This is a genomic window from Streptomyces sp. NBC_00234 (assembly GCF_036195325.1).
GTDB lineage: Bacteria > Actinomycetota > Actinomycetes > Streptomycetales > Streptomycetaceae > Streptomyces.
The window spans coordinates 6488871-6512237 of the sequence record NZ_CP108101.1 but is presented as its reverse complement, the minus strand read 5'-3'; the positions used below and the strand labels follow the sequence as shown (position 1 = coordinate 6512237).

Annotated in this window: 19 protein-coding genes; 7 read left to right on the top strand and 12 right to left on the bottom strand. The window is 70.8% G+C overall.

All coding sequences use genetic code 11. The features are described 5' to 3' along the window. Window positions 1–152 precede the first annotated feature (152 nt). Complete coding sequence (locus OG230_RS28615; protein ID WP_328906610.1) at window positions 153–3266, top strand: alpha-mannosidase; 3114 nt, start codon at window positions 153–155, stop codon at window positions 3264–3266. Between the two features lie 48 nt (window positions 3267–3314). On the opposite strand, the gene OG230_RS28610 is transcribed toward OG230_RS28615, so the two are convergent. The 3 genes from OG230_RS28610 to OG230_RS28600 all read right to left on the bottom strand — a co-directional run bounded on the left by OG230_RS28610 (window position 3315) and on the right by OG230_RS28600 (window position 10630). Beyond that, entirely contained in the window at window positions 3315–5057 is a 1743-nt protein-coding gene (locus tag OG230_RS28610; protein WP_328906609.1) for a pyruvate dehydrogenase, read from the bottom strand. Between the two features lie 65 nt (window positions 5058–5122). Continuing rightward, complete coding sequence (locus OG230_RS28605; protein ID WP_328906608.1) at window positions 5123–6748, bottom strand: protein phosphatase 2C domain-containing protein; 1626 nt, start codon at window positions 6746–6748, stop codon at window positions 5123–5125. Window positions 6749–6862: 114 nt separating this feature from the next. Then, on the bottom strand, window positions 6863–10630 hold the full coding sequence (locus OG230_RS28600) for a S8 family peptidase (protein WP_328906607.1): 3768 nt from the start codon (window positions 10628–10630) through the stop codon (window positions 6863–6865). A 205-nt stretch (window positions 10631–10835) separates the two neighbouring features. Between OG230_RS28600 and OG230_RS28595 the strand changes: the two genes are divergently transcribed. The 4 genes from OG230_RS28595 (at window position 10836) to OG230_RS28580 (ending at window position 15358) form a co-directional block, all read left to right on the top strand. Beyond that, window positions 10836–11825 carry a helix-turn-helix domain-containing protein gene (locus OG230_RS28595; protein WP_328906606.1) on the top strand — a complete coding sequence of 330 codons (990 nt, stop codon included), beginning with the start codon at window positions 10836–10838 and terminating at the stop codon, window positions 11823–11825. Between the two features lie 70 nt (window positions 11826–11895). Beyond that, the gene (locus tag OG230_RS28590) at window positions 11896–12378 is read left to right on the top strand and encodes a DUF456 domain-containing protein (protein WP_328906605.1); all 483 of its coding nucleotides are present in this window, start codon (window positions 11896–11898) and stop codon (window positions 12376–12378) included. Window positions 12379–12505: 127 nt separating this feature from the next. Beyond that, window positions 12506–14857 (top strand): glycosyl hydrolase family 95 catalytic domain-containing protein, encoded by a 2352-nt coding sequence (locus OG230_RS28585; RefSeq protein ID WP_328906604.1) that lies wholly within the window; start codon window positions 12506–12508, stop codon window positions 14855–14857. A 126-nt stretch (window positions 14858–14983) separates the two neighbouring features. Beyond that, window positions 14984–15358 carry a PPOX class F420-dependent oxidoreductase gene (locus OG230_RS28580; protein WP_328906603.1) on the top strand — a complete coding sequence of 125 codons (375 nt, stop codon included), beginning with the start codon at window positions 14984–14986 and terminating at the stop codon, window positions 15356–15358. On the opposite strand, the gene OG230_RS28575 is transcribed toward OG230_RS28580, so the two are convergent. Both OG230_RS28575 and rsgA read right to left on the bottom strand, forming a co-directional pair. Continuing rightward, window positions 15355–16713, bottom strand: a complete 1359-nt coding sequence (locus OG230_RS28575; protein ID WP_328911564.1) for a DNA-3-methyladenine glycosylase 2 family protein — start codon at window positions 16711–16713, stop codon at window positions 15355–15357. The genes OG230_RS28580 and OG230_RS28575 overlap by 4 nt on opposite strands. Window positions 16714–16787: 74 nt before the next feature. Next, window positions 16788–17942 carry a ribosome small subunit-dependent GTPase A gene (gene rsgA / locus OG230_RS28570; protein ID WP_328906602.1) on the bottom strand — a complete coding sequence of 385 codons (1155 nt, stop codon included), beginning with the start codon at window positions 17940–17942 and terminating at the stop codon, window positions 16788–16790. A gap of 379 nt (window positions 17943–18321) precedes the next feature. On the opposite strand from rsgA, the gene OG230_RS28565 reads away from it, so the two are divergent. Further along, complete coding sequence (locus OG230_RS28565) at window positions 18322–18822, top strand: DUF5949 family protein (protein ID WP_328906601.1); 501 nt, start codon at window positions 18322–18324, stop codon at window positions 18820–18822. A 130-nt stretch (window positions 18823–18952) separates the two neighbouring features. Here OG230_RS28565 and OG230_RS28560 read toward each other — a convergent pair whose 3' ends face one another. Both OG230_RS28560 and OG230_RS28555 read right to left on the bottom strand, forming a co-directional pair. Beyond that, window positions 18953–19363, bottom strand: a complete 411-nt coding sequence (locus OG230_RS28560; protein WP_328906600.1) for a rodlin — start codon at window positions 19361–19363, stop codon at window positions 18953–18955. A 119-nt stretch (window positions 19364–19482) separates the two neighbouring features. Beyond that, a complete protein-coding gene (locus OG230_RS28555) occupies window positions 19483–19683 on the bottom strand; it encodes a hypothetical protein (RefSeq protein WP_328906599.1) in 201 nt (66 codons plus the stop codon). 306 nt (window positions 19684–19989) lie between these two features. Here OG230_RS28555 and OG230_RS28550 point away from each other — a divergent pair, with 306 nt between their 5' ends. Then, a complete protein-coding gene (locus tag OG230_RS28550; RefSeq protein ID WP_328906598.1) occupies window positions 19990–20640 on the top strand; it encodes a hypothetical protein in 651 nt (216 codons plus the stop codon). 158 nt (window positions 20641–20798) lie between these two features. On the opposite strand, the gene OG230_RS28545 is transcribed toward OG230_RS28550, so the two are convergent. From OG230_RS28545 to OG230_RS28525, 5 genes are all read right to left on the bottom strand, one after another. Then, window positions 20799–21209, bottom strand: coding sequence for a rodlin (locus OG230_RS28545; RefSeq protein WP_328906597.1), 411 nt, complete (start codon window positions 21207–21209; stop codon window positions 20799–20801). A 186-nt stretch (window positions 21210–21395) separates the two neighbouring features. Next, complete coding sequence (locus OG230_RS28540) at window positions 21396–21686, bottom strand: hypothetical protein (protein WP_328906596.1); 291 nt, start codon at window positions 21684–21686, stop codon at window positions 21396–21398. A gap of 248 nt (window positions 21687–21934) precedes the next feature. Next, window positions 21935–22168 (bottom strand): chaplin, encoded by a 234-nt coding sequence (locus OG230_RS28535; RefSeq protein ID WP_443051395.1) that lies wholly within the window; start codon window positions 22166–22168, stop codon window positions 21935–21937. A 229-nt stretch (window positions 22169–22397) separates the two neighbouring features. Further along, a complete protein-coding gene (locus OG230_RS28530) occupies window positions 22398–22799 on the bottom strand; it encodes a rodlin (RefSeq protein WP_328906595.1) in 402 nt (133 codons plus the stop codon). Between the two features lie 182 nt (window positions 22800–22981). Further along, window positions 22982–23206, bottom strand: a complete 225-nt coding sequence (locus tag OG230_RS28525) for a hypothetical protein (RefSeq protein WP_328906594.1) — start codon at window positions 23204–23206, stop codon at window positions 22982–22984. Window positions 23207–23367 lie beyond the last annotated feature (161 nt).

Genomic DNA, 23367 nt, shown 5'->3' with positions numbered 1-23367 from the left:
TGAGTGCCAAGGGTGCGCGAAAGCACGGAATATGACGTGTCGTCATGGGATCACGGGCCGCAAAACACTCCCCTCTTCCCCGCGGGTGTCGCCGTCCCCTTCGGGGAAGTAGAGCCATGGATATCCGCAGGTGCCGACCCCGAGGAGCCGTGATGCACGACGACCGCGCACTGGTGGAGGGCCGTCTCGAACGCGCCCTCAACCAGTTCATCCGCCCCGCCCAGTACACGGCGCGGACCCCGCTCGCCCTGTCCGTCTGGCATGCCCCCGGCGAACCCGTACCGGTGGCGGAGGCGCTGAAGGGGACGTACGAGCCCTTCGAAGCCGGTGCGGAGTGGGGAAGGCCGTGGTCCACCAGCTGGTTCCGGCTGACGGGCGAGGTGCCCCCGGAGTGGGCGGGCCGCCGGGTCGAGGTGGTCGTCGACCCGGGGTTCTCCGGTCACGGCCCGGGCTTCCAGGCGGAGGGGATGCTGTACGACTCCGACGGCGTCCCCCTCAAGGGCATCCACCCGCGCAACCGCCATCTCCTCGTCGCGGCCGAGGCGGCCGGCGGGGAGCCCGTCGCACTGCTCCTGGAGGCGGCGTCCAACCCCTATGTGCTGGAGCGGGGCTTCGAGCCGACCCACCTGGGGGACGTGACCACCGCGGGCGACCGTCCGATCTACCGGTTCGCCTCGGCCGAGCTCGCCGTTCTCGACGAGGAGGTCTGGCATCTCGTCCTGGATATCGAGGTGTTGTCCGAGCTGATGCGGGAGCTTCCCGAGGACCGTTCACGACACCACGAGATCCTGCGGGCGCTGGAGCGGATGCTCGACGCGCTCGATCTGCACGAGGTGGCGGCTACGGCGTCGGCGGGCCGGGCGGAGCTTGCCGATGCGCTGTCCCGGCCCGCCTCGGCGAGCGCCCACCGGATCTCGGCGGCGGGGCACGCCCACATCGACTCGGCGTGGCTGTGGCCGCTGCGGGAGACGGTGCGCAAGGCCTCGCGCACCTTCGCCAACGTCACCGCGCTGGCCCGGGACTACCCGGAGCTGGTCTTCGCGTGCTCCCAGGCCCAGCAGTACGCCTGGGTGAAGGAGAACCAGCCGCACATCTGGGAGCGGATCAAGCAGGCCGTGACGGACGGGCAGTGGTCGCCGGTCGGTTCGATGTGGGTGGAGTCGGACGCCAACATGCCGGGGGGCGAGGCGCTGGCGCGGCAGCTCGTGCACGGAAAGCGTTTCTTCGAGCAGGAGTTGGGAGTGGAGACGGAGGAGATCTGGCTGCCGGACTCCTTCGGCTACACGGCGGCGTTCCCGCAGCTCGCGCGGCTGGCGGGGGTGCGGTGGTTCCTGACGCAGAAGCTGTCGTGGAACCAGCAGAACAAGATGCCGCACCACACGTTCTGGTGGGAGGGCATCGACGGCACCCGGGTCTTCACGCACTTCCCTCCCGTGGACACGTACAACTCCCAGCTGCATGCCAGTGAACTCGCGCACGCGGAGCGGAACTTCGCCGAGAAAGGGCGGGCCTCCCGCTCGCTGGTCCCGTTCGGGTGGGGCGACGGCGGTGGGGGTCCGACCCGGGAGATGATGGAGCGGGCGCGCCGGCTCCGGGATCTGGAGGGTTCGCCCCGGGTCGAGGTCGAGAAGCCCTCGGCCTTCTTCGCGGCGGCCGAGGAGGAGTACGGGGCCCAGGCCCCGGTCTGGTCGGGCGAGCTGTATCTGGAGCTGCACCGCGCGACGTACACCACGCAGGCCAAGACGAAGCAGGGCAACCGTCGCAGCGAACACCTGTTGCGCGAGGCCGAGTTGTGGGCAACGGTCGCTGCGCTGAGGTCGCCGGGGTACGCCTATCCGTACGAGGCGCTGGACCGGGTGTGGAAGACCGTGCTGCTGCACCAGTTCCACGACATCCTGCCCGGTTCGTCCATCGCGTGGGTGCATCGCGAGGCGCGTGACACGTACGAGGAGGTGCGCGCGGAGCTGGCCGACCTGGTCGCCGAGGCGGTCACCTCGCTCGGAGACCCCGAGGGGATGGTGGCCCTCAACTCGTCTCCGTACGAACGGGATCAAGTGATCGAGCTCGACGCGGAGGCGACTGATGTCCTGCCTTCGGGAGCGCATACGCAGCCGTTGGGCGACGGTCGTACGGCGGTGCTGGTGCGGACGCCGGGGCTGGGGGCGGGTCCGCTGGACGGTTCGGCCGTCGCGCGGCATCCGGTGACCGCCGTCCGGGCGCCGGAGAACTGCCTCGTCCTCGACAACGGGCTGCTGCGCGTCACGGTCGACGGCGACGGGCTGGTCTGCGCGGTGCGCGATCTCGATGCCGGGCGGGACGTCCTCGCCCCGGGGCACCGGGCCAACCTCCTTCAGCTGCACCCCGATCACCCCAACCACTGGGATGCCTGGGACATCGACCGCCACTATCTGCGTTCGCGCACCGATCTCACCGAGGCCGAATCGGTCGAGCTGGTCGAGGAGGGGCCCCTGCGGGCCGCCGTGCGTGTGGTCCGCTCGTTCGGGAGGTCGCGGGTCGTGCAGGAGCTGCGGCTCGCGGCGGGCAGCAGGCAGCTCGACATCGACACCGAGGTGGACTGGCAGGAGTCGGAGAAGGTGCTCAAGGCGGCCTTCCCGCTGGACGTGCATGCCGAACGCTCCACGGCCGAGATCCAGTTCGGCCATGTCCACCGGTCCACGCACGACAACACCGGGTGGGACGCGGCCCGCTTCGAGATCTGCGCCCACCGGTGGCTGCGGGTGGCGGAGCCCGGTTACGGGGTCGCGCTCCTCAACGACTCGACGTACGGCCACGACGTGACGCGGATCCCGCACGCCTCGGGTCTCGGCACGACGGTACGGCTGACGCTGCTGCGCGCCCCGCACAGCCCCGACCCCGAGACCGACCTGGGCACGCACCGGTTCCGTTACTCGCTGGCGCCGGGGGCCGAGGTCACGGACGCGGTACGGGAGGGGCTCGCCCTCAATCTGCCACTGCGGGCGGCGGTGGCACCGGTGGTGCCCTCGCTCGTCGCCACCGGGAATCCGGCGGTCACCGTGGAGTCGGTGAAGCTCGCGGAGGACCGCAGCGGCGATGTGGTCGTGCGGCTCTACGAATCGGCGGGCGGGCGCGCCGATGCGAGGCTGCGCACCTCGTTCCCCGTCGTGCGGGCGCAGATCACCGACCTCTTGGAACGGCCGCTGCACGAGGCGGAGACGGACGAGGACGGTCTCGTACTGTCGCTGCGGCCGTTCCAGATCCTGACGGTCAGGCTGACTCCGGCGTGAGGAGGGCACAGAGGACCCCCGGCGCGGGAAACGTGCACTGTCGGGCCGTCAAGGTCGGGGCACGTTGCGCATGTTGGAGCGGGCCATCTGGAGCATGCGGCCCACTCCCCCGTCCAGCACGATCTTGCTGGCGGAGAGCGCGAAGCCGGACACCATCTCGGCGCTGATCTTCGGCGGGATGGACAGCGCGTTCGGGTCGGTGACGATGTCGACGAGAGCGGGCCCCTTGTGCTTGAAGGCGTCCTTGAGGGCGCCTTCGAGCTGCTTGGGTTTCTCGACCCGTACTCCGTAGGCTCCGGAGGCCCGCGCGACGGCGGCGAAGTCCGGGTTCTTGTTCGTCGTCCCGAACGAGGGCAGCCCCGCCACGAGCATCTCCAGCTCGACCATGCCGAGCGAGGAGTTGTTGAAGAGGACCACCTTCACCGGCAGGTTGTACTGAACCAGGGTGAGGAAGTCGCCCATGAGCATGGTGAATCCGCCATCGCCCGACATCGAGACGACCTGCCGGTTCCGGTCGACGAACTGCGCGCCGATCGCCTGCGGCAGCGCGTTGGCCATCGATCCGTGGCTGAACGAACCGATCACCCGGCGCTTGCCGTTGGGCGTCAGATAGCGCGCGGCCCACACATTGCACATGCCGGTGTCGACAGTGAACACGGCGTCGTCGTCGGCGAGTTCGTCGAGGACGGAGGCGACGTACTCGGGGTGGATCGGCACGTGCTTCTCGACCTTGCGCGTGTACGCCTTGACCACGCCTTCCAGCGCGTCCGCGTGCTTCTTCAGCATCCGGTCGAGGAACTTGCGGTCGCTCTTGGCCTTCACCCGCGGGGTGAGACAGCGCAGTGTCTCGCGGACGTCGCCCCAGACGGCGAGGTCGAGTTTGGACCGCCGGCCCAGGCGCTCGGGGCGCACATCGACCTGGACGATCTTCACGTCGTCGGGGAGGAAGGCGTTGTACGGGAAGTCGGTGCCGAGCAGGATGAGGAGATCGCATTCGTGGGTGGCCTCGTAGGCGGCCCCGTAGCCGAGCAGCCCGCTCATGCCGACGTCGTACGGGTTGTCGTACTGGATCCATTCCTTGCCCCGCAACGCGTGCCCGACCGGGGACTTCACCCGCTCCGCGAACTCCATGACCTCGGCGTGCGCGCCCGCGGTGCCGCTGCCGCAGAACAGGGTCACCCGTTTCGCCTCGTCGACCATCCGGCAGAGCTTCTCGATCTCCCCGTCCCCGGGCCGGACCGTCGGCCGGGAGGTGACGAGGGCGTGCTCGATCGACTTCTCCGGGGCGGGGCGGGAGGCGACGTCGCCCGGCATCGACACGACGCTGACGCCACCCCGGCCGATCGCGTGCTGAATGGCCGTCTGGAGCAGCCTCGGCATCTGCTGCGGGTGGGAGATCATCTCGTTGTAGTGGCTGCACTCCTGGAAGAGCAGCTCCGGGTGGGTCTCCTGGAAGTAGCCGAGACCGATCTCGCTGGACGGGATGTGGGAGGCGAGAGCGAGCACGGGGGCCATGGAGCGGTGGGCGTCGTAGAGGCCGTTGATGAGGTGCAGGTTCCCGGGCCCGCACGAGCCGGCGCAGGCCGCCAGACTGCCGGTGATCTGGGCTTCCGCACCGGCGGCGAACGCGGCGGTCTCCTCGTGCCTGACCTGGATCCAGTCGATGGCCGCGTTACGCCGGATGGCGTCGACGACGGGGTTGAGGCTGTCGCCGACGACGCCGTACATCCGCTTCACCCCCGCCCGCACGAGGATGTCGACGAACTGCTCCGACACGTTCTGCTTGGCCATGGGGGCGCACCCTCTCCGCTGTGCTCCGTGCTCTTCCGGAGTCCATCAACCCATGGGCCGTGCGATCACGCCTCCCAGACGGCCGCGCTCGTGCGGTCGTCGGCGTACCCCTTGATCCGGAGCTGGGTGTCCGCGAGGTAGGCCGCCAGTCCCGGCGGTCCGGCGGCCGACCAGCGCTCGGCGAGTTCCTTGGCGAGGGCGGGTTCGCCGCGCATCGGGTCGGCGAGGCCGTTGCTGCACAGCAGCAGGGTGTCGCCCGGACAGGCGACGGAGGCTCGGAAGCGGAAGGGTTCGGACGGCGGGGGCACGGGGCTCTCGACGTACGGGGACGGGGGCGTCGTGATCTGCAGATCCATGGTCAGCCGGTCGCCGTCGGGTCCCTCCTCGCTGTCCGCTCCGCCGGGCGGCGCGGACCCGAAGCCGACGACGGCCTCGCCGGTGACGGCCCCGGCGTCCGGGACGCGGGGTTCGAGGTCCTGCCACACGCCGTCGCGGAGCCGGAAGAGGCCGCCGGCGCCGACGCCGAAGAAGATGCGGGTGCGGCACTGCGGATCGGCCGACAGGAGGAGGCAGCGCAGGCTCGCGGTGTAGTCGCCGGGTTCGAGCCCGAGCTCGGCCGCACGGGCGCGGAGCTTGCCGTAGGTGCGGTCGGTGAGGCGGTGCAGACCCGATTTGAGGTCGCCGCGGCGGCCCGCCCTTATGTCGTCGGAAAGCCGGGCGTGGCTTCGGCCGACGGCGCCGCCGATCCACTGGACGGCGTCGGCCGCCGCGAGGTGCGCTTCTTCGGCCGCGCGTGCGCCGCCGGCGACGGCGACGAGGACGAGGGCGCTTTCGGCGGCTCCGAAGCGCGCGGTGAGCAGGGCGTCGCGGCGCGGCTCGCCCCGGAAGCGGGCGGAGTCGCCGCGCACGGAGGCGGCGCGCAGGGTGTACGTGCCGTACCGGGCGCCGTCGAGCACGGTGTCGGGAACGAGCCCCTGCAGGTCCATGGAACTGGAGGCGGGCAGGGCGGTGGGTTCGGCGTCGTACGTCGGCGGCCGGTCGCCGAGGTAGTCGAGCGGGGGGCGGGAGGCGGGAAGGGGGACGCCGTCCGGGACGGTGTCGGTGGCGGTGCGGGTGGTGGGCTCCCTTTCACCGGCACCGGCGCTCGCCCCGGCCGCCTCTGCCGACTCGGCCACCGGGGGCGGCGGCGGAGTGGGCGGCTGTGGCGGAGGGGCGGGGAAGGTGCGGGGCGGCCGGGATCCGGACGGTGGCTCCCAGGGAGCCCGGACCGCCATGACGGGCGGTGACGTGGTGGGCGGTACGGGCACGGGCGGCGGCACGGGCCCGGACGGCGGCTCAGGCACGGGCCCCGGCCCCGGAACCGGAACCGGCAGCTCCGTCGGCGGCCGAGGCTGCGACTCCGTCGGCGTCTGCAACTCCGCCGGCGTCTGCGGCTGCGTCTCGGCCATCCGTTCCTGCGCCGGTACGGCCGAGGCCGACCGTGGCTCCCGCTCGCCCTCGGCCACCTGCTCCCGCACCGGATCGGCGTCCACGCGGTCCGCCGCCGAACCCACCGCATCCGACGCGGAGTCGAAGCGGTCGTCGAGACTGTCGGCCGCGCCGCTCGGGCCGGTGTCCGGTGCGGTCTCGTCGTACAGCCTGCGCCACCAGTCGTCCTCGTGGGCGGCGGGCCTCTCCCCCTGCTGACTCATGCCCTTATTGTCCACCGCGGGAGGCGTACGAAAACGGGTCATCCGGAAAAAGAGGTCCGCCGGGCGGCCCCACCCCCCACGGGAGGGACGCCCGGCGGACCGGTCGGGACGTGGTCAGCGCACGGCGTACGCGTCGACCACGGTCTGGATGACGGAGTTTCCGTTGGCGTCCGTCAGTTCAGTCTTGAGAGTGACGGGCTTGCCCGCCGCACCCGCGTGATCGACGGTCGCCGTCCACCGGCCGCCGTCGCGAGCGGTGGTGGCCCGGGACCAGGTCTCACCGCCGTCGTACGAGTAGGAGACCGTGGCCGCCGTGAGCTCGCCGGGCGTGTAGCCGGCGTGGCCGCTGACGCTCAGGCCGATCTTCTGACCGTCCTGTGCCGCGAGGGTCTTCAGTCCGTCCGTCTCCAGGTCGTAGTGCGGGAAGAGCAGCGGAATGCCCTGGGAGTAGGTGTTCTCCTCGCGGTGCGAGCGGAACTTCCACGTTGTCTCGGTGCGGGTCGACCGCTTCCACACAGCAGCCGGCTGACCGACCTTCATGGTCATCATGGTCAGTTCGTACGCCGCGTCCCCGGCCGGGACGGTGAACACCCCGGAAGGCCAGCCGGACTGGCCGAGCACCTCGCCACCGCTCTTGAGCGTCATGCCGCCCAGGTCTCCGAAGGAGCCCTGCATACCGCCGTGTTCGCTGTCCGCCCAGAAGCCGGGGGCAACGCCGATCAGGTTGTCCTGACGCTCGGCGGCGAGCAGCTGCTCGCCCTGCGTGGTGAGCGGCGTCGACGGGCCGAGGATGCCCCGGTACCAGCTTTCCGTGCGCTGCTGGCCCTCCTTGTACGTACGGGGCTTGTCGAACATGGTCTCGCCCCAGGGGAAGCTGGAGGAGAGGTAGCGCTCCCAGCGGCGGTCGCCCGCCGAGTAGTACTCGGTGCGCTTGCCGGGGGCAGCGACGGTGTCGAACACTCCGGCGTTGAAGCGTGCGCCGAACGGCCCGGCGACGACCATCGAGTCGACGTAGTCGGCCGCGATGCCCATGGCCTCGTACGTGGCCGTGGACTTACCGAGCTTGCTGTCACGGACCTTGTACGTACGGTCCGAGGTGACCGGGCCGGTCTCGGGGAAGCCTAGGTTGTAGACGAACGGGCTGGCGGCCGTGCCCTTCCAGCGCAGCGTCACGGGACCATCCGCGAGAGCGGCGGTCAGTCCGGCGGCCTCGCTCGCCTCGACTCCGAGGGAGGGCAGCGGCGCCGGGCCGTAGCCGACGGACGGCAGCCAGGCGCCGGCGGACGGCCGGTGCACGATGATCGCCTTTGCGCCGGCGGCCTCGGCGTTCCGCGCCTGGACGGTCATGAATCCGTCGTCGGCGACCTTCACCAGGGCGATCTTGCCCGCGACATCGGCGGCGGTCAGTTCGGCGGGTGTGCCGGTGCCGGCGTCGACGAGCTGTGCCTCGCCCGTACCGTCGAGGTTGACGGAGCCGGTGCTCGCCGTCTGCGGGTGCAGTGTGGCACCGCCCACGACCGAGAGCTTCTCGATCTGCGGAGCGTACGCACGCCAGTAGCTGGCGAACTCGAAGTCGCCGTCACTCGCCTTGCCCTGAACGTCGACCACGTAGTTCTTGATGGCGCGGCCGCCGGTGATGGAACCCGAGTGCAGCCAGACGTCGTCCCAGCTGCGGCCGAAGGTGAGCGTCGTGGAGCGGCTCTCGGACGTGCGGTCCTCCGTCCGCACCTGGACCCGGTGGGCCTTGCGGGCGTCCAGCACCAGGGTGGTGTCCTTGGTGAGGTTCAGCTGCGGCCTGGCGAGGTAGCCGACGGACTCGACCATCCTGCCGGTGGCGTCCGCCGGGTCGGGCGAGGTGACGAAGCCGGAGACGAAGTACGCGCCGGGGCGCACCTGGTAGACCTGGTCGGTGGCGCCGTCGTTGAAGCGGCGTTCGCCGGTCGCGGTGTCGGTGCCGATGACGTCGAGCGAGGAGGAGCCGCTCGCGGGCTTGCCGGTGCGGTCGACGAGCTTGACGCGCAGGGTGACGGTCTCGGCGCCGACGTACAGCGAGAACGGGGTGGAGACGTCGACGCCGCCCGGGGCCGTGGCCAGGACGCGTCCGGTGACGTCGCCGTACTGGCTGCGGGCGAGCTGCGCGGTCGGGTCGATCGTCAGGGGGACCGTGACGGTGGCGCCGGCCGGGACGGTGACCTTGCGGTCGGCGAGCCGGGCGACGGCCGAGCGGACGGCCGAGCCGTCGTTGCCGGTGACGCCCGCGACGCGCAGGGAGAGCGTGACCGGTGCGGAACCCGTGTTGGTGTAGGGGACCTCGACGGTGGTGCGGTCGGAGGCGTCCTGCGGCCAGTTGAAGGTGCCGCCCTGGACGGCGGGGGCGCCCGTGACCCGGGTGCCGATGGCGGCCTCGACGTCGAGCCGGCCGCCGCCGGTCTCCCGTACGTCGCCGGGGATGTCGCTCTTCGCCGAGGAGACGAGCGCGGCCTTGATCTGCTGGGCCGTCCAGTCGGGGTGGCGCTGCTTCACGATGGCGGCGGCGCCCGCGACGTGCGGGGTGGCCATCGACGTACCGGACATCGCCCGGTACGCGTACGGGCCACGGCCGCCTGCCGCGGCGGCCGAGATGGCGACGCCGGGGGCGGCGATCTCGGGCTTGAGGGTGTGCGAGACGATCGCGGGTCCGCGGCTGGAGAATCCTGCGGTGGAGTCGTCGCGGTCGACGGCGCCGACGGTGAGGACGCTGGGGGCGCAGCCCGGTGAGGAGACGGTGTTCAGGGAGGGGCCCGAGTTGCCGGCCGCGATCACGAACAGGGTGTTTTTGCTCCGGCCGAGCTCCTCGGCGGCGAGGCTCATCGGGTCGGTGCAGTCGGTGGGTACGGCGCTGCCGAGGCTCATCGAGACGACGTCGGCCTTGTTGTCCACGGCCCACTGCATGCCGGCGATGATCCAGGAGGAGGCGCCGGAGCCCTGGTCGTTGAGGACCTTGCCGACGAGGAGGTCGGTGCCGGGGGCGATGCCCTTGTTCCTGCCGTCGCTGGCCGCGCCGCTGCCGCCGACGGTGGAGGCGGTGTGGGTGCCGTGGCCCTGGCGGTCGTCCGTGGTGTCGGAGTCCGTGAAGTTCTCGGATGCGGCGATCCGGCCCTTGAGGTCGGGGTGCTCGGCGTCCGCGCCGGTGTCCAGGACGGCGACCTTGGTGCCCTTGCCGTCGTAGCCGGCGGCCCAGGCGAGGTCGGCCCCGACCTGCTTGGCCGACCGGTCGAGGCTGGCTTCGACCTGGCGGTCGAGCCAGAGCTTCTTGAGGCCGGCGGCCGAGCGCGACCGCGTGGCGGTGACATCGGCCCAGAAGTCGGTGGCCTTCTTCTTGTCGGCCTTGAGCGCGACGCCGTCGATGGCCGCGAGATGGACTCCGCGCTCGGCGCCGCGCGGGGTGACGGGAGCGCTGCGCGCGGCCTGCCCGGTGTAGGTCGCGATCAGCGGGACGGTCTTGGCGTGTGCGTCGTCGTAGCCCTGGCGGATGAGACCGGTGACGTTGAAGAGTTCCTCGTCCACCGTGTCGGCGGCGAGGGCGTCGACGGCGGCTTCGGGGTAGACGTACAGGTCCTTGCCGGACTGCCGGGTCTGTACGAGGGGGACGGTGCCGTCCTCGCGGGGCAGTGCGGTGGCGGAGGTGGTTCCCGAACCGTCAGTGGTCACCAGAACCTTGTCGCCCGTCACGAGGGTGACGGTGACCGGCTTGACGGCCCTCGCGGCTGCGGTCGCGCTGCCGGTCAGCGGTCTGTCGGTGGTCGCATCGTCCTGTGGCGCCGCCACGGACGGTGCGATCGCGGTGACGGCCAGGACGGCGGCGGTGGCCAGTCCCAGTGCCGTACGCGATATCGGGCGCATCGCTCTCCCCAGGTCATTCCGGTGTGAAGCAGCGCAAGGCGCCACGTTCCGGAGGTTGTTGGTGCTGCGGTGGCGCCACATTGACAGAGTGGCCACTGGTACGGGGGATGATGTCTGCGGCGGGTTTACGCCGTGGCCTTTTTCCGCCACGGCCGGTCGGCCGGAGCACACGTTGTGCGACCACCAAGGCCGGGGAGGGTCGAGGATGCTGGGTGCGATAGGTCTCGACGAGAGACAGGAAGCGACGTACCGCGCGCTTGTCGCGGCAGGGGCGGCGGAGGTCTCCGATCTCGCGCACCGACTGGCGGTTCCACAGGCGGATACGGAGCGTGCGCTGCGTCGGCTGGAGCACCAGGGGCTCGCGGCGCAGTCGTCGGCGAGGCCCGGGCGCTGGGTCGCCGCCCCGCCGGGTGTGGCGCTGGGCGCCCTGCTGATCCAGCAGCGGCACGAGCTGGAGCAGGCGGAGCTGGCGGCTGCACTGCTGGCCGAGGAGTACCGGGCGGAGGCCAGCGAGCCCGCGGTGCACGACCTGGTGGAGGTGGTGACCGGAGCGAGCGCGGTGACCCACCGTTTCCATCAGTTGCAGCTCGGTGCGGTGTCGGAGGTCTGCGCCCTGGTCACGGGGAAGCCGATCGCGGTGAGCGGCATGGAGAACGAGTCGGAGGAGCGCGCGGCGAACCGCGGGGTGGCCTACCGGGTCGTCGTGGAGCGCGAGGTGCTGGCGCTGCCCTCGGGAATCCTGGAGCTGTCGGCGGCCCTGAGCCGCAACGAGCAGTGCCGGGTGGTCGACCGGGTGCCGACGAAGCTGGTCGTGGCCGACGGCAGTCTGGCGATGGTGCCCCTGACGGGGCGCGGTGCGGAGCCGGCGGCGCTGGTCGTCCATGCCAGCGGACTGCTGGAGTCTCTGATGGGTCTGTTCGAAGCGGTGTGGCGCGACGCGATGCCGCTGCGGCTCGGTGAGAGCGGCTGGGCGCAGGAGGAGACGACGGGGCCGGATCCGACCGATCTGGAGATCCTGTCGCTGCTGCTGGCCGGGCTGACCGACGCGAGTGTGGCCAAGCAGCTGGATCTGGGACTGCGGACGGTCCAGCGGCGGGTCAAGGGCCTCATGGAGCTGACCGGAGTGTCGACGCGGCTGCAACTGGGCTGGCACGCGTACGAGCGGGGCTGGGTCGCGCGCACGCCACGGGCCTGACGGCGGGCGGCGAACCCCCTCGGACCTGCGCTGACGGGCAGGAATCGGGGGATTCCGGCAGGCTGGTGGAATGGGTGTGTGGCAGCTCGTCGCCGTCGGCGTGGTCATGCTGGTCGGCCTGGTCGGCGTGCTGGTGCCCGGCGTTCCGGGGCCGGCGATGGTCTGGGCCGCCGTGCTGTGGTGGGCCCTGACGGACGTGGGCCAGGACGCCTGGGTCGTACTGATCGGAGCAACGGCCCTGCTCCTGTTGAACCAGGCGCTCAAACCGCTGCTGCCGCCTCGCCGGCCCGCCGCGTCGGGCGCCCCGCGCAAGACGCTGACGCTCGGCGGGATCGCGGCGATCGCCGGGTTCTTCGTGCTGCCCGTGGTGGGCGCGGTCGTGGGGTACGTCGGGGCGATCTACGGTGCGGAGCGGCTGAGGCTGGGCAGCCGGGGCGCCGGCTGGGCGTCGGTGCGCTCCGTCATGCGGGCGACCGGTTACTCGGTGCTGGTGGAGCTGTTCGCCTGCCTGCTGGTGGCGGGCGCGTGGCTCGTCGCCGTCATCTGGGGCTGACATCCCTCCGCATCACCTCTACACATCGGATCTCTTCCGGCCTATTGACGCTCGGACACCCCATGCCTACCTTCCCTGAAGGTATAGCTCGGATGAATCTATGTGCGTTGAGTTTCGAGGAGACGTCTTGCCCACAGCTCCGGAACCTTGCCCGTCCCGCAGATCCGTTCTCGCCACCGGCAGCGCCCTCGGTGGCGCCGTGCTGGCCGGCGCCGCCGTCCCCGCCCAGGCCGCCGCCGCGCTCACGGGTCCCGCACCTGCCGCCGCGCCCGTCGTCCACTCCCCCGCCGACAGCTGGCGCACCGTCCTCGACGATGCCGACCTGGTCTGGAAGCGGATGCCGAAGACCTGGTACGAGGGCCCGTTCCTCGGCAACGGGTTCCTCGGCTCGGGCATCTACGCGGAGCCCGGCGCCAACGCGGTCCGCTTCAACGTCCAGCACTCCGAGGTGCAGGACCACCGGCCGGAGTTCGGGTCGCTCTTCGGTCTCGCCCGCCTCCCGATCGGCCACTTCACGCTGGAGCCCGTCGGCACGATCACCGCGGTCGACTGGCGGCTCGGCCTGCGCGAAGCGGAGCTGACCGGCACGGTCACGACCGACCGGGGCAGCCTCGCGCTGCGCGCGTTCGTCCACACCTCGTCCGCGCTGATGGCCGTCGAGGTGACCCCGGCCGGGGACGAGCGGGACTTCCGCTGGGTCTTCCGTCCCGCGCAGGCCGTCAGCCCCCGTGTCGCGTTCATGCCGCGCCCGCCCGGCTACGGACCCAACCCGCCCGCCACCGTCGAGGAGCTGGACGGGGTCCACGCCGCCGTACAGCCCCTGCTCGCGGGCGGCCAGCACGTCACCGCGTGGCACGAGCGGATACGGGAGGACGAGGACCGGCGCACGCTGTACGTGAGCGTGGCCCACTCCTTCCCCGGCACCACCGCCCGCGACCGGGCCGTACGGACCGTGCGGGCGGCGAGCACGGCCCCGTACGACGTCCACACCCCGGCCCACCGCGCCTGGTGGCTCCGCTACTACCGCAAGAGCTTCCTCTCCCTGCCGGACGCCGGGCTCCAGCGCTTCTACTGGATCCAGCTGTACAAGTTCGCCGCAGCCGCCCGCAAGGACGCCCCGGTCATGGCGACGAGCGGGCCGTGGCTGGAGCCGACGCCCTGGCCCGCCACCTGGTGGAACCTCAACGTGCAGCTGGAGTACTGGCTGCTCCACGGCTCCAACCACCTCGACATGGACGCGGTCGCCAGGGCGCTGGGCGAGTTCCGTGACAGCCTCTCCCAGCAGGTGCCGGCGCCCTACCGCCCGGACTCGGCGGGCATCGCGCGCACCACCGACATGAAGCTGCGCAGCGGTGACGTCGCCCTCAACGCCACGTTCCCGGTCGGCATCCCGGGCGAGGCGACGCCGACCCCGGAGATCGGCAACCTCACCTGGGCCCTGCACAACGTGTGGCTCTCCTACCGGCACTCCATGGACGAGTCGGTCCTGCGCGACACCCTGTTCCCGCTCCTGCGCAGGGCCGTCGCCTACTACTTGCACTTCCTGACCCCCGGCCCGGACGGCAGACTGCATCTGCCCGCCACCTACTCCCCCGAGTACGGCGGCATCACCCGGGACTGCAACTACGACCTGATGCTGCTCCGCTGGGGCTGCGCCACCCTCGTCGAATCGGCGAGGACCCTCGGTCTGGACGACGAGATGTCGGGCCGCTGGAGCGAGGTCCTCACCCGGCTCGCCCCCTACCCGGTCGACGCGAACGGCTACATGATCGGCGCGGACATCCCCTTCGCCAAGTCGCACCGGCACTTCTCCCACCTGCTCGCCGTCTATCCGCTCCACGAGGTCACGGGCCGCACCACCGAGGAACGCGCCCTGATCGAGAAGTCCCTGGCGCACTGGGTCGGCTTCACCGGAGCCCTCCAGGGCTACACCTTCACCGGTGCCGCCTCGATCTCCGCGCTCCTCGGGAAGGGCGAGGACGCGCTGACGTACCTGTCCACCCTGATGCGGCAGTTCATCCAGGCCAACACCATGTACAAGGAGTCCGGCCCGGTCATCGAGACCCCGCTGGCCGCCGCCCAGTCGCTGCACGACATGGTCTGCCAGTCCTGGGGCGACACGATCAGGGTCTTCCCCGCGCTGCCCGCGGCCTGGCGCGAACTGACCGTGCACGACTTCCGCACCCAGGGCGCGTTCCTGCTCAGCGCGGTGCGGGAAGAGGGCCGGACCCGGTGGGTCCGGCTGACCAGCGAGGCCGGCGCGCCCTGTCTCGTACGCCATGGCATCGAGGGCCCGATCGAGATCCGGGACCGGAGCGGCCACCCTCTGGCGTACGAGGAGACCGCCCCCGGCACCGTCCGGATCGCCCTGCCCAAGGGCGGATCCGCCCTGATCACAGCGGCCGGGGACCGCCCCGACCTGACGATCCGCCCGGTGCCCGCGACCGCCGAAGCACCGCGCTGGGGCCTGCCCGCCTGAGCCCGGACCTGCGTCCGGGGGATTAGGGAGTGTCCGCAAAGTACCGCCGGCCAGACGAGACTCTGCGGACACGACCTAGGACCATGCCCCGATGCGAGGGGCCCGGTACGCGTGTGAGGCTGAGCCATGAGCCAATTCAGCGAGGCCGAGCGCGCGTACCTCACCTCCCAGCGGCTGGGACGGCTGGCCACCGTCGACCCGCACGGCCAGCCCCAGGCGAACCCGGTCGGCTTCTTCCCCCAGCCCGACGGCACGATCCTCGTCGGCGGTTACGCCCTGGGGAAGACGAAGAAGTGGCGCAACCTCCAGGCCAATCCGAAAGTGGCCCTGGTCGTCGACGACATCGTCAGCCTCAAGCCGTGGACGGTCCGGGGCATCGACATCCGGGGCGAGGCCGAGCTCCTCACGGGTCCGCACGACCTCGGTCCGCACTTCAGTGAGGAGGTCATCCGCATCCACCCGAAGAAGATCCACAGCTGGGGCCTCGACGAGGAGAGCTAAGAGCTCGCGCGTTCCAGATGACGTACGGCGTACGACCGCCACGGCCGCCACGCCTCGCTGCCCGGTGTCCCGTACGGGTCCACATCGGGATCGCCCAGCGCCCGCATCCTGATCAGCGCCGCCTCCGCCGGACCGATCCCCGGCAGCCGCAGCAGCGCCCGCTCGGCCTCGTCCCGGTCCGCGCCCGCGTCGAGCCGCACCGCGCCGTCGGCCAGCGCGGCGGCCAGGGCCCGCAGGGCGGAGTCCGCGGCCCCGCAGGCCAGCACCCCCGGCTCGGGGAAGAGATGGGTGAGCCCGCCGCAGGGCACGTCGAGGACCTTTCCGTACTCCTCGACCAGCTCCTGAGCGGCCTCACGGCCCACCAGCGTCCGTACGGCGAACTCGTCCGGGTCCGCGACGCCCGGCGAGCGCAGCCCCGGGCGGGCGGCGACCAGCGGCGCCAGCAGCGGATCGGCGCCGAGCGTCTCGGCGACGGCGCAGGGATCGGCGTCCAGGTCGAGCAGCCGGCGCAGCCGCTGCACGGCGGTCGTCAGGTCGCGCAGATCGGTGAGGTGGATCCGGGCCTCCAGCCACGGCCCGGGTGACTCCTCGTCGACGGCGACGATGCCCGCGCCGTAGGGCAGCGTCAGGGTCCGCCGGTAGGTACGGCGGCCCGGCACCCCGGTGGTCTCCTCGATCCGGGCGACCGCCCCGGCGGCGAGCAGGTCGAAGACCTGCCGGGCCGCGTACGGTCCCCGGTGGGCGAGCCGGAGCGGAATCCCGGCCCTGGTCCCCTCCCGTACGCCTGCTCCCAGACCGGTCCCGGACTCGGCGCGCAGGGCGCTGGGGGTACGGGCGTAGATCTGCCGGATCGTGTCGTTGAACTGGCGCACGCTGGCGAAGCCGGCGGCGAAGGCGATCTCGGTGACCGGCAGGTCCGTGGTCTGGAGGAGGACGCGCGCGGTGTGCGAGCGCTGGGCCCGGGCGAGCGCGACGGGACCGGCGCCCAGCTCGGCGTTGAGCTGGCGCTGCACCTGCCTGGCGCTGTACCCGAGCCGGCCGGCGAGCCCGGGGACGCCCTCCCGGTCCACGACGCCGTCGCCGATCATCCGCATGGCGCGCCCGACGACGTCGGCGCGGACGTTCCACTCGGCGGAGCCGGGCACGGCGTCGGGGCGGCAGCGTCTGCAGGCCCGGAATCCGTTGCCCTGGGCCGCGGCAGCGGTGGGATAGAACCGCACGTTCTTCCGTTTGGGGGTGACGGCGGGGCAGCTCGGCCGGCAGTAGATGCCGGTGGTCGCGACGGCGAAGAAGAACTGTCCGTCGAACCTTGCGTCGCGGCTGCTCACCGCCTCGTACCTGGTCTGTTCGTCCATCACACCGTCCAGTGTGCGGCACCTTGCGGTGCCGCACTCGCGGTTTTCGGACGTCGAACCGGTACTCCTGGGCACTACCGCATCCGGCCCCGCTTGAAGTCCACGGCCGCGCGCCCCTCGGCGCCCCTGCGCTTCCATTCGCGCATGGTCTCCGAGCGCAGCCGGGCGTCGGTCTTGGCCGCGATCCGGTGGTTCTCCCGGAGCAGCTTGCGGTAGCTGTCGAGGCGCCGTACGGCGAGCGTGCCGTCCTCGATCGCGCCGAGGACCTCGCAGCCGGGCTCGGCCTCGTGGGCGCAGTCGTGGAAGCGGCACCGCTGCGCCAGTTCCTCGATCTCGGAGAAGACCTGGCCGACACCGGCCTCCGCGTCCCAGAGCCCGACCCCGCGCAGACCGGGGGTGTCGATGAGGACGCCCCCCTCCGGCAGGACGAGGAGGTTACGGGTCGTGGTGGTGTGCCGGCCCTTGCCGTCGACGTCACGGGCGGCCTTGACGTCCATCACCTCCTCGCCGAGGAGAGTGTTGGCCAGGGTGGACTTGCCGGCGCCGGAGATACCGAGCAGCACACTCGTGCCGCCCGAGACGAGGGCGCGGAACACGTCGATGCCCTCACCGGTGGAGGAGCTGACGGGCAGCACCTGCACGCCGGGCGCGATCGCCTCGATGTCCTGGACGAGATAGGACAGCGTGGCGACGTCCGGCACGAGATCGGCCTTCGTCAGCAGCACGATCGGCTGGGGATCGGCCCCCGCGCCGGTGTGTCCGTCCCCGAGGAGCGCGTCACCGCTGGAGCTGGACATGGCGAGCGCGAGGAAGCGCTCCAGGCGCCCGAGGTCGAGTTCGACCGCGAGCGAGACACAGATGACGATGTGGTCGATGTTGGTGGCCAGCACCTGACCCTCGGAACGCTGGGTCGACGTCGAGCGGACGAAGGCCGTCCGACGCGGCAGCAGCGTCCGTACGAACTGCGGATCACCGTCGGGGTCGACGGCCACCCAGTCCCCGGTGCAGACGACCCGCATCGGGTCGCGGGGCACCACGAACGCGGTGTCCGCCCGCATCGGGCCGTTCGGGGTGACGAGGTCGCACTGACCGCGGTCCACCCGCACCACACGTCCGGGCAGGAGACCCTGCTCGGCGTACGGGGCGAACGCGGCGGCCCAGTCCTCGTCCCAGCCGTACGGAGACAGCGCGTGCGACGAGGTCGGAACCGGAAGAAAGGAGAAAGACAAGGGGAACCCTTCGAAGGGCGGCCCCGGCACCGCGCACAGTGACGCGGAAAAGGTACGAGAAGGTCAGCCGGTGGCCACGGGGGTGAGAACGATGCTCTTCTGGTTGTGGGCAGCGCCCATCGCAACGACAGTCATCAATGTCCTCACCTCCTGATTCCTCACGGCTCACGCACACGGCCGGTTGTTACCGGCCCTGTGTGCGGACGAGTTCAACCATAGCCCGGGGGCACCGGTCGGCGTCAACGGAATTTCCGGGTGCCTCCCTCGGAGGACATCGACGGACCGGATGGGACACGTTCGTCGGAGTTATCCCGAAGGCTTCCCCGATCGGGTGATACGCGTGCACATCGACCGCTCTCAGGCCGTTATGGTGCCGAGCATGACCACACCCCAGACCGCCACCGGCACGTTCACACAAGCCCAGTTGGGCACCCAGATCCTGATCGGCTGGAGCGGCCGGCACCCCGAGGGCGACCACGACGTCGCCTTCCTGCTCACCTACTCGCTCGGCGACGGGCAGGACGGCCCGGAGGCCGGCGAAGCCGCCATGCGCACCGCGCTGGAGCGCAGCGGCCTGACGGTCGGCGGCGGTCTCACCAGGGCGTCCGAGACACCGGGCCTCCCGGTGAAGCTCCTCGTGCAGGCCGGCCAGGCCGTCCTGACGATGCCCCACTTCAAGGCGCAGTACCAGGTACCCCCGGAGTGGCTGGCCGCGGCGGAGGCCCAGGGCGAGGTCTACGGAATGTTCGCCACCCGCCCGTGGCCGGAGGGCGTACCGGGGCAGCCGGTGAGCGAGGAACTGCTGCGTTCGTTCGCGGCGGACGAGGAGGTCGTCAAGACGTCCGCGATCTGCCTCCTGCCGGTACGCAGCCTGGGCTGACAGCCCCCGGCACCGCGTACGACGATGCCCACCACCCCCCGTGGAGTGGTGGGCATCGTCGTACGCGGTGCCGCACAAGGGAGTGCGGGCGGCCCGGAGAGTCCCCGGACCGCCCGCACGGCTCGGAACGTCAGTTGTTGCCGACGCCGTTGCCCGAGAGCACCGGGATGTCGTCCAGGATGTGCGACAGAGCCTCGTCGCCCTTGGCCTGGGTGGAGTTCTCGGCGCACTGCTGGTTCTGCGGCGAGTGCAGGACGTTGATGTCCTGAACGGCGACGGGCACGAGCACGCCGACGAGCGAACCGGCGTTGACCTTGGCCGGCAGACCGATGCACGCCTTGTTCAGGGTGCCCTGGACCAGCTGGGTCTGCGGGCTCCAGTCACCTTCGGTGACGGCGTTGCCGAACGCCTGGGAGGCGCCGTTGCCGTTGACCGACGTGGTGCCCCCGTCGTTGCCGATCGCCATGGCCGAGGGGGCCGCAGCGGCGGACAGACCGACCAGGGACACGGCTACTGCCGCGCCGGCCATCATCTTCTTCATCAAGCTTCACCTTTCGGAGCGTCCCGTTGTGGAACGTACTGATCAACCCCATTCGGAGGATTCAGTTCCGCAGTACCACTCAAATGGGTTCCATACGGCGCAAGGTCGACGCCTCGCGTTCACTCACGGCCGGCTTCGCCGGACGTGCGGGCCGCCGGGACGAAACCGCCCGTGGGGCGCGGTACGAGGTGGGAGGGTGCGCCGGACGCGACGCTGCGGCCTGCCGCGCACCACTCCGCGAACAGGCGGTCGTAGATCGGTGTGCTGTCCTCCGCGGGCCGCCGGCCGCCCGACGGGCGTTGACTGTCGTACTGGTCCATGAGGGGCCTCTACCCCGTGCGGCGAATCCGGGCAGCCTGCGCCTCGGCCATCCGGCCCAAGCCCCGTTCCGCGCGCCGCACATGCACACCGGAGGCGGCGCTCACCGGCCGACACTCCGGCGTGTCCCCCCGATGGCGGCAGGACTGGTGCGCGCGGAAATGCCTGCTCAGAGGCCCGGTCTCACTCGAACACCGATCACCTTGAGTGCCCGTCCGATTGCGTCGGGTAGCTGGCCTTTACACGGTGGTCGTGGCCCTCCCACGAAGAGGGCACGCAATCCGAGCGTTTCTGGAAGGACAAGCTTCATGCGCATTTCCCGGAAGACCGGTCTCCTCGTCTCGACGGCCGCCTGCTGTGCCCTCACCCTAGGGTCGGCCGGCGCCCAGGCGATGGCCGCGGCCGAGTCGCCCGCCAACTCCACCGGCATCCTCGCCGCCGAACCCACCATCCCGGGTGCCGAGCAACTCGGCGCCCAAGCAGGTCTCCTGAAGGACACCTCGGGCGTTCTCGCCCCGGTGACCGAGCTGATCGACGCCGTGCTCAAGGCCCCGGACGGCAAACTGCCGGAGGCGGAGGCCACGAAGCTCGCCGCCCCCGTGACCGACTCCCTGGCACCGTTCAAGGAGAAGGCCGCGACCACCCTGCCCGCCCCGGACGTCGCCACCCCGGGTGTCGCTCCGGGGCCGCAGGCCGAACCCGATCCGGGCGCCGTCCTGAAGGCCGAGGCGGCGGCGGACCTTCAGGCGAAGGTGGACGCGCTGGTCAAGGCCGCGGCGTCGGGCAAGCCCGCCGAGGTGGCAGCCGCCGTCCAGGCGACCATCACCGGCAGCCTCAACGTCGTCGTGAGCGTGGTGCTCGGCGGCGGCCTGCCCGCCCCCGACCTGGCGGGGCTCCCGGCACTCCCCAAGATCCCGGGCGTGCCTGACGTTCCGGTGATCGGCGGCCTGCCGCTCTGACCCGGCGCACGACGAGGGGCCAGTCCGTCCTGGCCACCGTTGACCGGTGGCCGCGGGATGAACTGGCCCCACGTTTCACGCACTTCGAACAGGCAGAAACCGGGCCGTCCCCGACGAGCTCGAGGAATTCAGCGGCGAGGACCCGGACCTACGCGACCTCAGTTGTTGCCGACGCCATTGCCGGAGAGAACCGGGATGTCGTCGAGGATGTGCGACAGAGCCTCGTCACCCTTGGCCTGGGTGGAGTTCTCGGTGCACTGCTGGTTCTGCGGCGAGGACAGGACGTTGATGTCCTGGACCGCGATCGGCACGGCGCCGATGAGGGAACCGACGTTGGCCTTGGCCGGCAGGCCGATGCAGGGCTTGTTCAGCGAACCCTGGATGAGCGCGAACTGCGGGCTCCAGTCGCCGTGCGTGGCGGAGTTGCCGAACGCCTGCGAGGCGCCGTTGCCGTTGATCGACGTGGTGCCGCCGTCGTTGCCGATCGCCATGGCCGAGGGGGCCACCGCAGCGGAGACACCGACGACCGAAGCAGCGACGGCTGCCGAGGCCAGAATCTTCTTGATCATGAAATAACCCTTCCGAGGTATTCTTTTGCCCGCCTATCCGGAGCGCTCTGTTCAACTCGTTCCGGCGGGATTGGTTGTGCTTATTCACTCGAACGGTGTTTTGTCTTCCGGGCCGCTACTGAATGCGTGCGCCGGGACACCGGAGAAAATGCGGTTCTGTGAAGGAATTGCCGTCGCGCCGACGGATCAGCCGCCGAGGGGCACGCCGCCGAGCAGCGGGGCAGCGCCCTGGGCCGCACCGGTGGCCTCGCCCGCCAGCTTGCCGACGGTGCCGTCCTCCTGCACCGACTCGGCGGCGCCGCCGACCGTGTCGACCAGCGGGTCGACGGCCTGCGGGGCGGCGGCCATGACCTGGTTCAGGCCGCTGTCGAGGCTGAAGTTGGGGGCCGTGGCTTCAGTAACGGCGAAGGCGGGAGCAGCCGTTCCGAGAGCAACCACGGAACCGGCAACAAACGCAGCGGTCTTCGCGTACTTCACTTTCAGGTTCCCTTCTGCAGCGGCATCTGTTTCGGTCGCGTTCCCGCGCCGCACCAGCCTTCTTTAGCTGTGACTTCTGCCGCTTTCATAAGGAGTAACGATCAGGTGGCGAACGGGCAACTGCATGGCGTCGAATTTCTCGTCGGGCTGCGGGATTTTCGGCCGGCCCGGGAAAATGAGTGGGCCCCGGACCGCAGTGGCGGTCCGGGGCCCGGCGGCGGCGAGCGGTCAGCTCAACCAGCCGCTGTTCAGCTGTTGACGCAGGTGTTGCCGAAGGCCGGGTTCAGCAGACCGATGACGTTCACGGTGTTGCCGCAGACGTTGACCGGGATGTGGACCGGAACCTGCACGACGTTGCCGGAGAGCACGCCCGGGGAGTGCGCGGCGATGGCCTCGGCACCCGAGTCGGCCATGGCCGGCGCAGCGGCGCCCATCGCCATGAGGGTTCCGGCGGCGACGGCGGCAACCTTGGTGTACTTCACTTTTCGTCCCTTTCTCGCAGCGGAGTCCGGAGCGGCCACGACTTTCGTGCCGCACGAGCGCTGTCCTGATCGCTCGTGACTCCGAAGCTGTAATTCGTAAACGATTTACGGCCGAGATCGAAACTCATTCCTGAGCAGATTCTCGGAAAAAACCCTCGATTGGCACAGCAGCAGGCCCGGGCCGCTCGGAGGAGGAAAACCGGCGGCCCGGGCCCGCGTTGCGGCCGGGTCAGCTGTTGTTCGCGCCGTTCCCGGAGAGGACCGGGATGCCGTCCAGGATGTGCGACAGCGGCTCGTCGCCCTTCGCCTGGGTGGAGTTCTCGGTGCACTGCTGGTTCTGCGGCGAGGACAGGACGTTGACGTCCTGGACCGAGATCGGCACCAGGCCGACGAGGGAGCCGACGTTGCCCTTCAGCGGCAGACCGACACACGGCTTGTTGAGCGAGCCCTGGACCAGACCGAACTGGGGGCTCCAGTCGCCGTGCGTCTCGGCGTTGCCGAACGCCTGCGAGGCGCCGTTGCCGTTGATCGAGGTCGTTCCTCCGTCGTCACCGATCGCCATGGCCTGCGTAGCCGAGAGACCGAGGACGGAGGCGGCGACGGCGCCCGTTGCCAGAACCTTCTTGATCACGATTAACCCTTCTCGTACCGATTGCCCCGTGGCGGAGCGTCCTGCCCAACTGGGCGCGGCACGTTTGGTTCTCCGCATTCACCCGAATGCCGGGCGCTCGGGGTCGCCCGGCAGGGGCACGCACGGTCCCCGGAAGCACGAAAGGGCCCCCGTCGGGGGCCCTTCGTCATGCACGGCTCGTGTCAGAGCAGGTCGACATCCAGGTCGAGGTCCAGGAGGTCGTGGTCGTGGTGCCACCCGTGGTGCGAGTCGCACACCCACTGTCCGTGCCACCAGCCGCAGTCGGAGGGTGCGGCGGACCGGGCGACGTCGGACGGCGCCTGCGCCGAAGCCACACCGGCGAGGGGGATGACGGCGAACGCGGCGACAGCGGCCGAGGCCGCGGCACGGCCGAGGAACTTGCGCATGTCTCTACTCCTAGAGCGCAGAAAATGGGGACACCAGAAGTATTACCCGACGAATAGGAATGGCGCGCGGTGTGCCGGCGCCCGGAAAATAGTCCGATCCGGAGCACTTTCAGGCTTACGTTCGTACGGCCTACTGTTCGTGAAGAAAATGCGGCCCCGAC

Coding starts and splice junctions, on each gene's coding strand:
- OG230_RS28595 (WP_328906606.1), top strand. CDS start 10,836: ATGCTGGGTGCGATAGGTCTCGACGAGAGACAGGAAGCGACGTACCGC.
- OG230_RS28565 (WP_328906601.1), top strand. CDS start 18,322: ATGACCACACCCCAGACCGCCACCGGCACGTTCACACAAGCCCAGTTG.
- OG230_RS28525 (WP_328906594.1), bottom strand. CDS start 23,206: ATGCGCAAGTTCCTCGGCCGTGCCGCGGCCTCGGCCGCTGTCGCCGCG.
- OG230_RS28545 (WP_328906597.1), bottom strand. CDS start 21,209: ATGATCAAGAAGATTCTGGCCTCGGCAGCCGTCGCTGCTTCGGTCGTC.
- OG230_RS28580 (WP_328906603.1), top strand. CDS start 14,984: ATGAGCCAATTCAGCGAGGCCGAGCGCGCGTACCTCACCTCCCAGCGG.
- OG230_RS28605 (WP_328906608.1), bottom strand. CDS start 6,748: ATGAGTCAGCAGGGGGAGAGGCCCGCCGCCCACGAGGACGACTGGTGG.
- OG230_RS28590 (WP_328906605.1), top strand. CDS start 11,896: ATGGGTGTGTGGCAGCTCGTCGCCGTCGGCGTGGTCATGCTGGTCGGC.
- OG230_RS28555 (WP_328906599.1), bottom strand. CDS start 19,683: ATGGACCAGTACGACAGTCAACGCCCGTCGGGCGGCCGGCGGCCCGCG.
- OG230_RS28560 (WP_328906600.1), bottom strand. CDS start 19,363: ATGAAGAAGATGATGGCCGGCGCGGCAGTAGCCGTGTCCCTGGTCGGT.
- OG230_RS28615 (WP_328906610.1), top strand. CDS start 153: ATGCACGACGACCGCGCACTGGTGGAGGGCCGTCTCGAACGCGCCCTC.
- OG230_RS28600 (WP_328906607.1), bottom strand. CDS start 10,630: ATGCGCCCGATATCGCGTACGGCACTGGGACTGGCCACCGCCGCCGTC.
- OG230_RS28575 (WP_328911564.1), bottom strand. CDS start 16,713: ATGGACGAACAGACCAGGTACGAGGCGGTGAGCAGCCGCGACGCAAGG.
- OG230_RS28610 (WP_328906609.1), bottom strand. CDS start 5,057: ATGGCCAAGCAGAACGTGTCGGAGCAGTTCGTCGACATCCTCGTGCGG.
- OG230_RS28550 (WP_328906598.1), top strand. CDS start 19,990: ATGCGCATTTCCCGGAAGACCGGTCTCCTCGTCTCGACGGCCGCCTGC.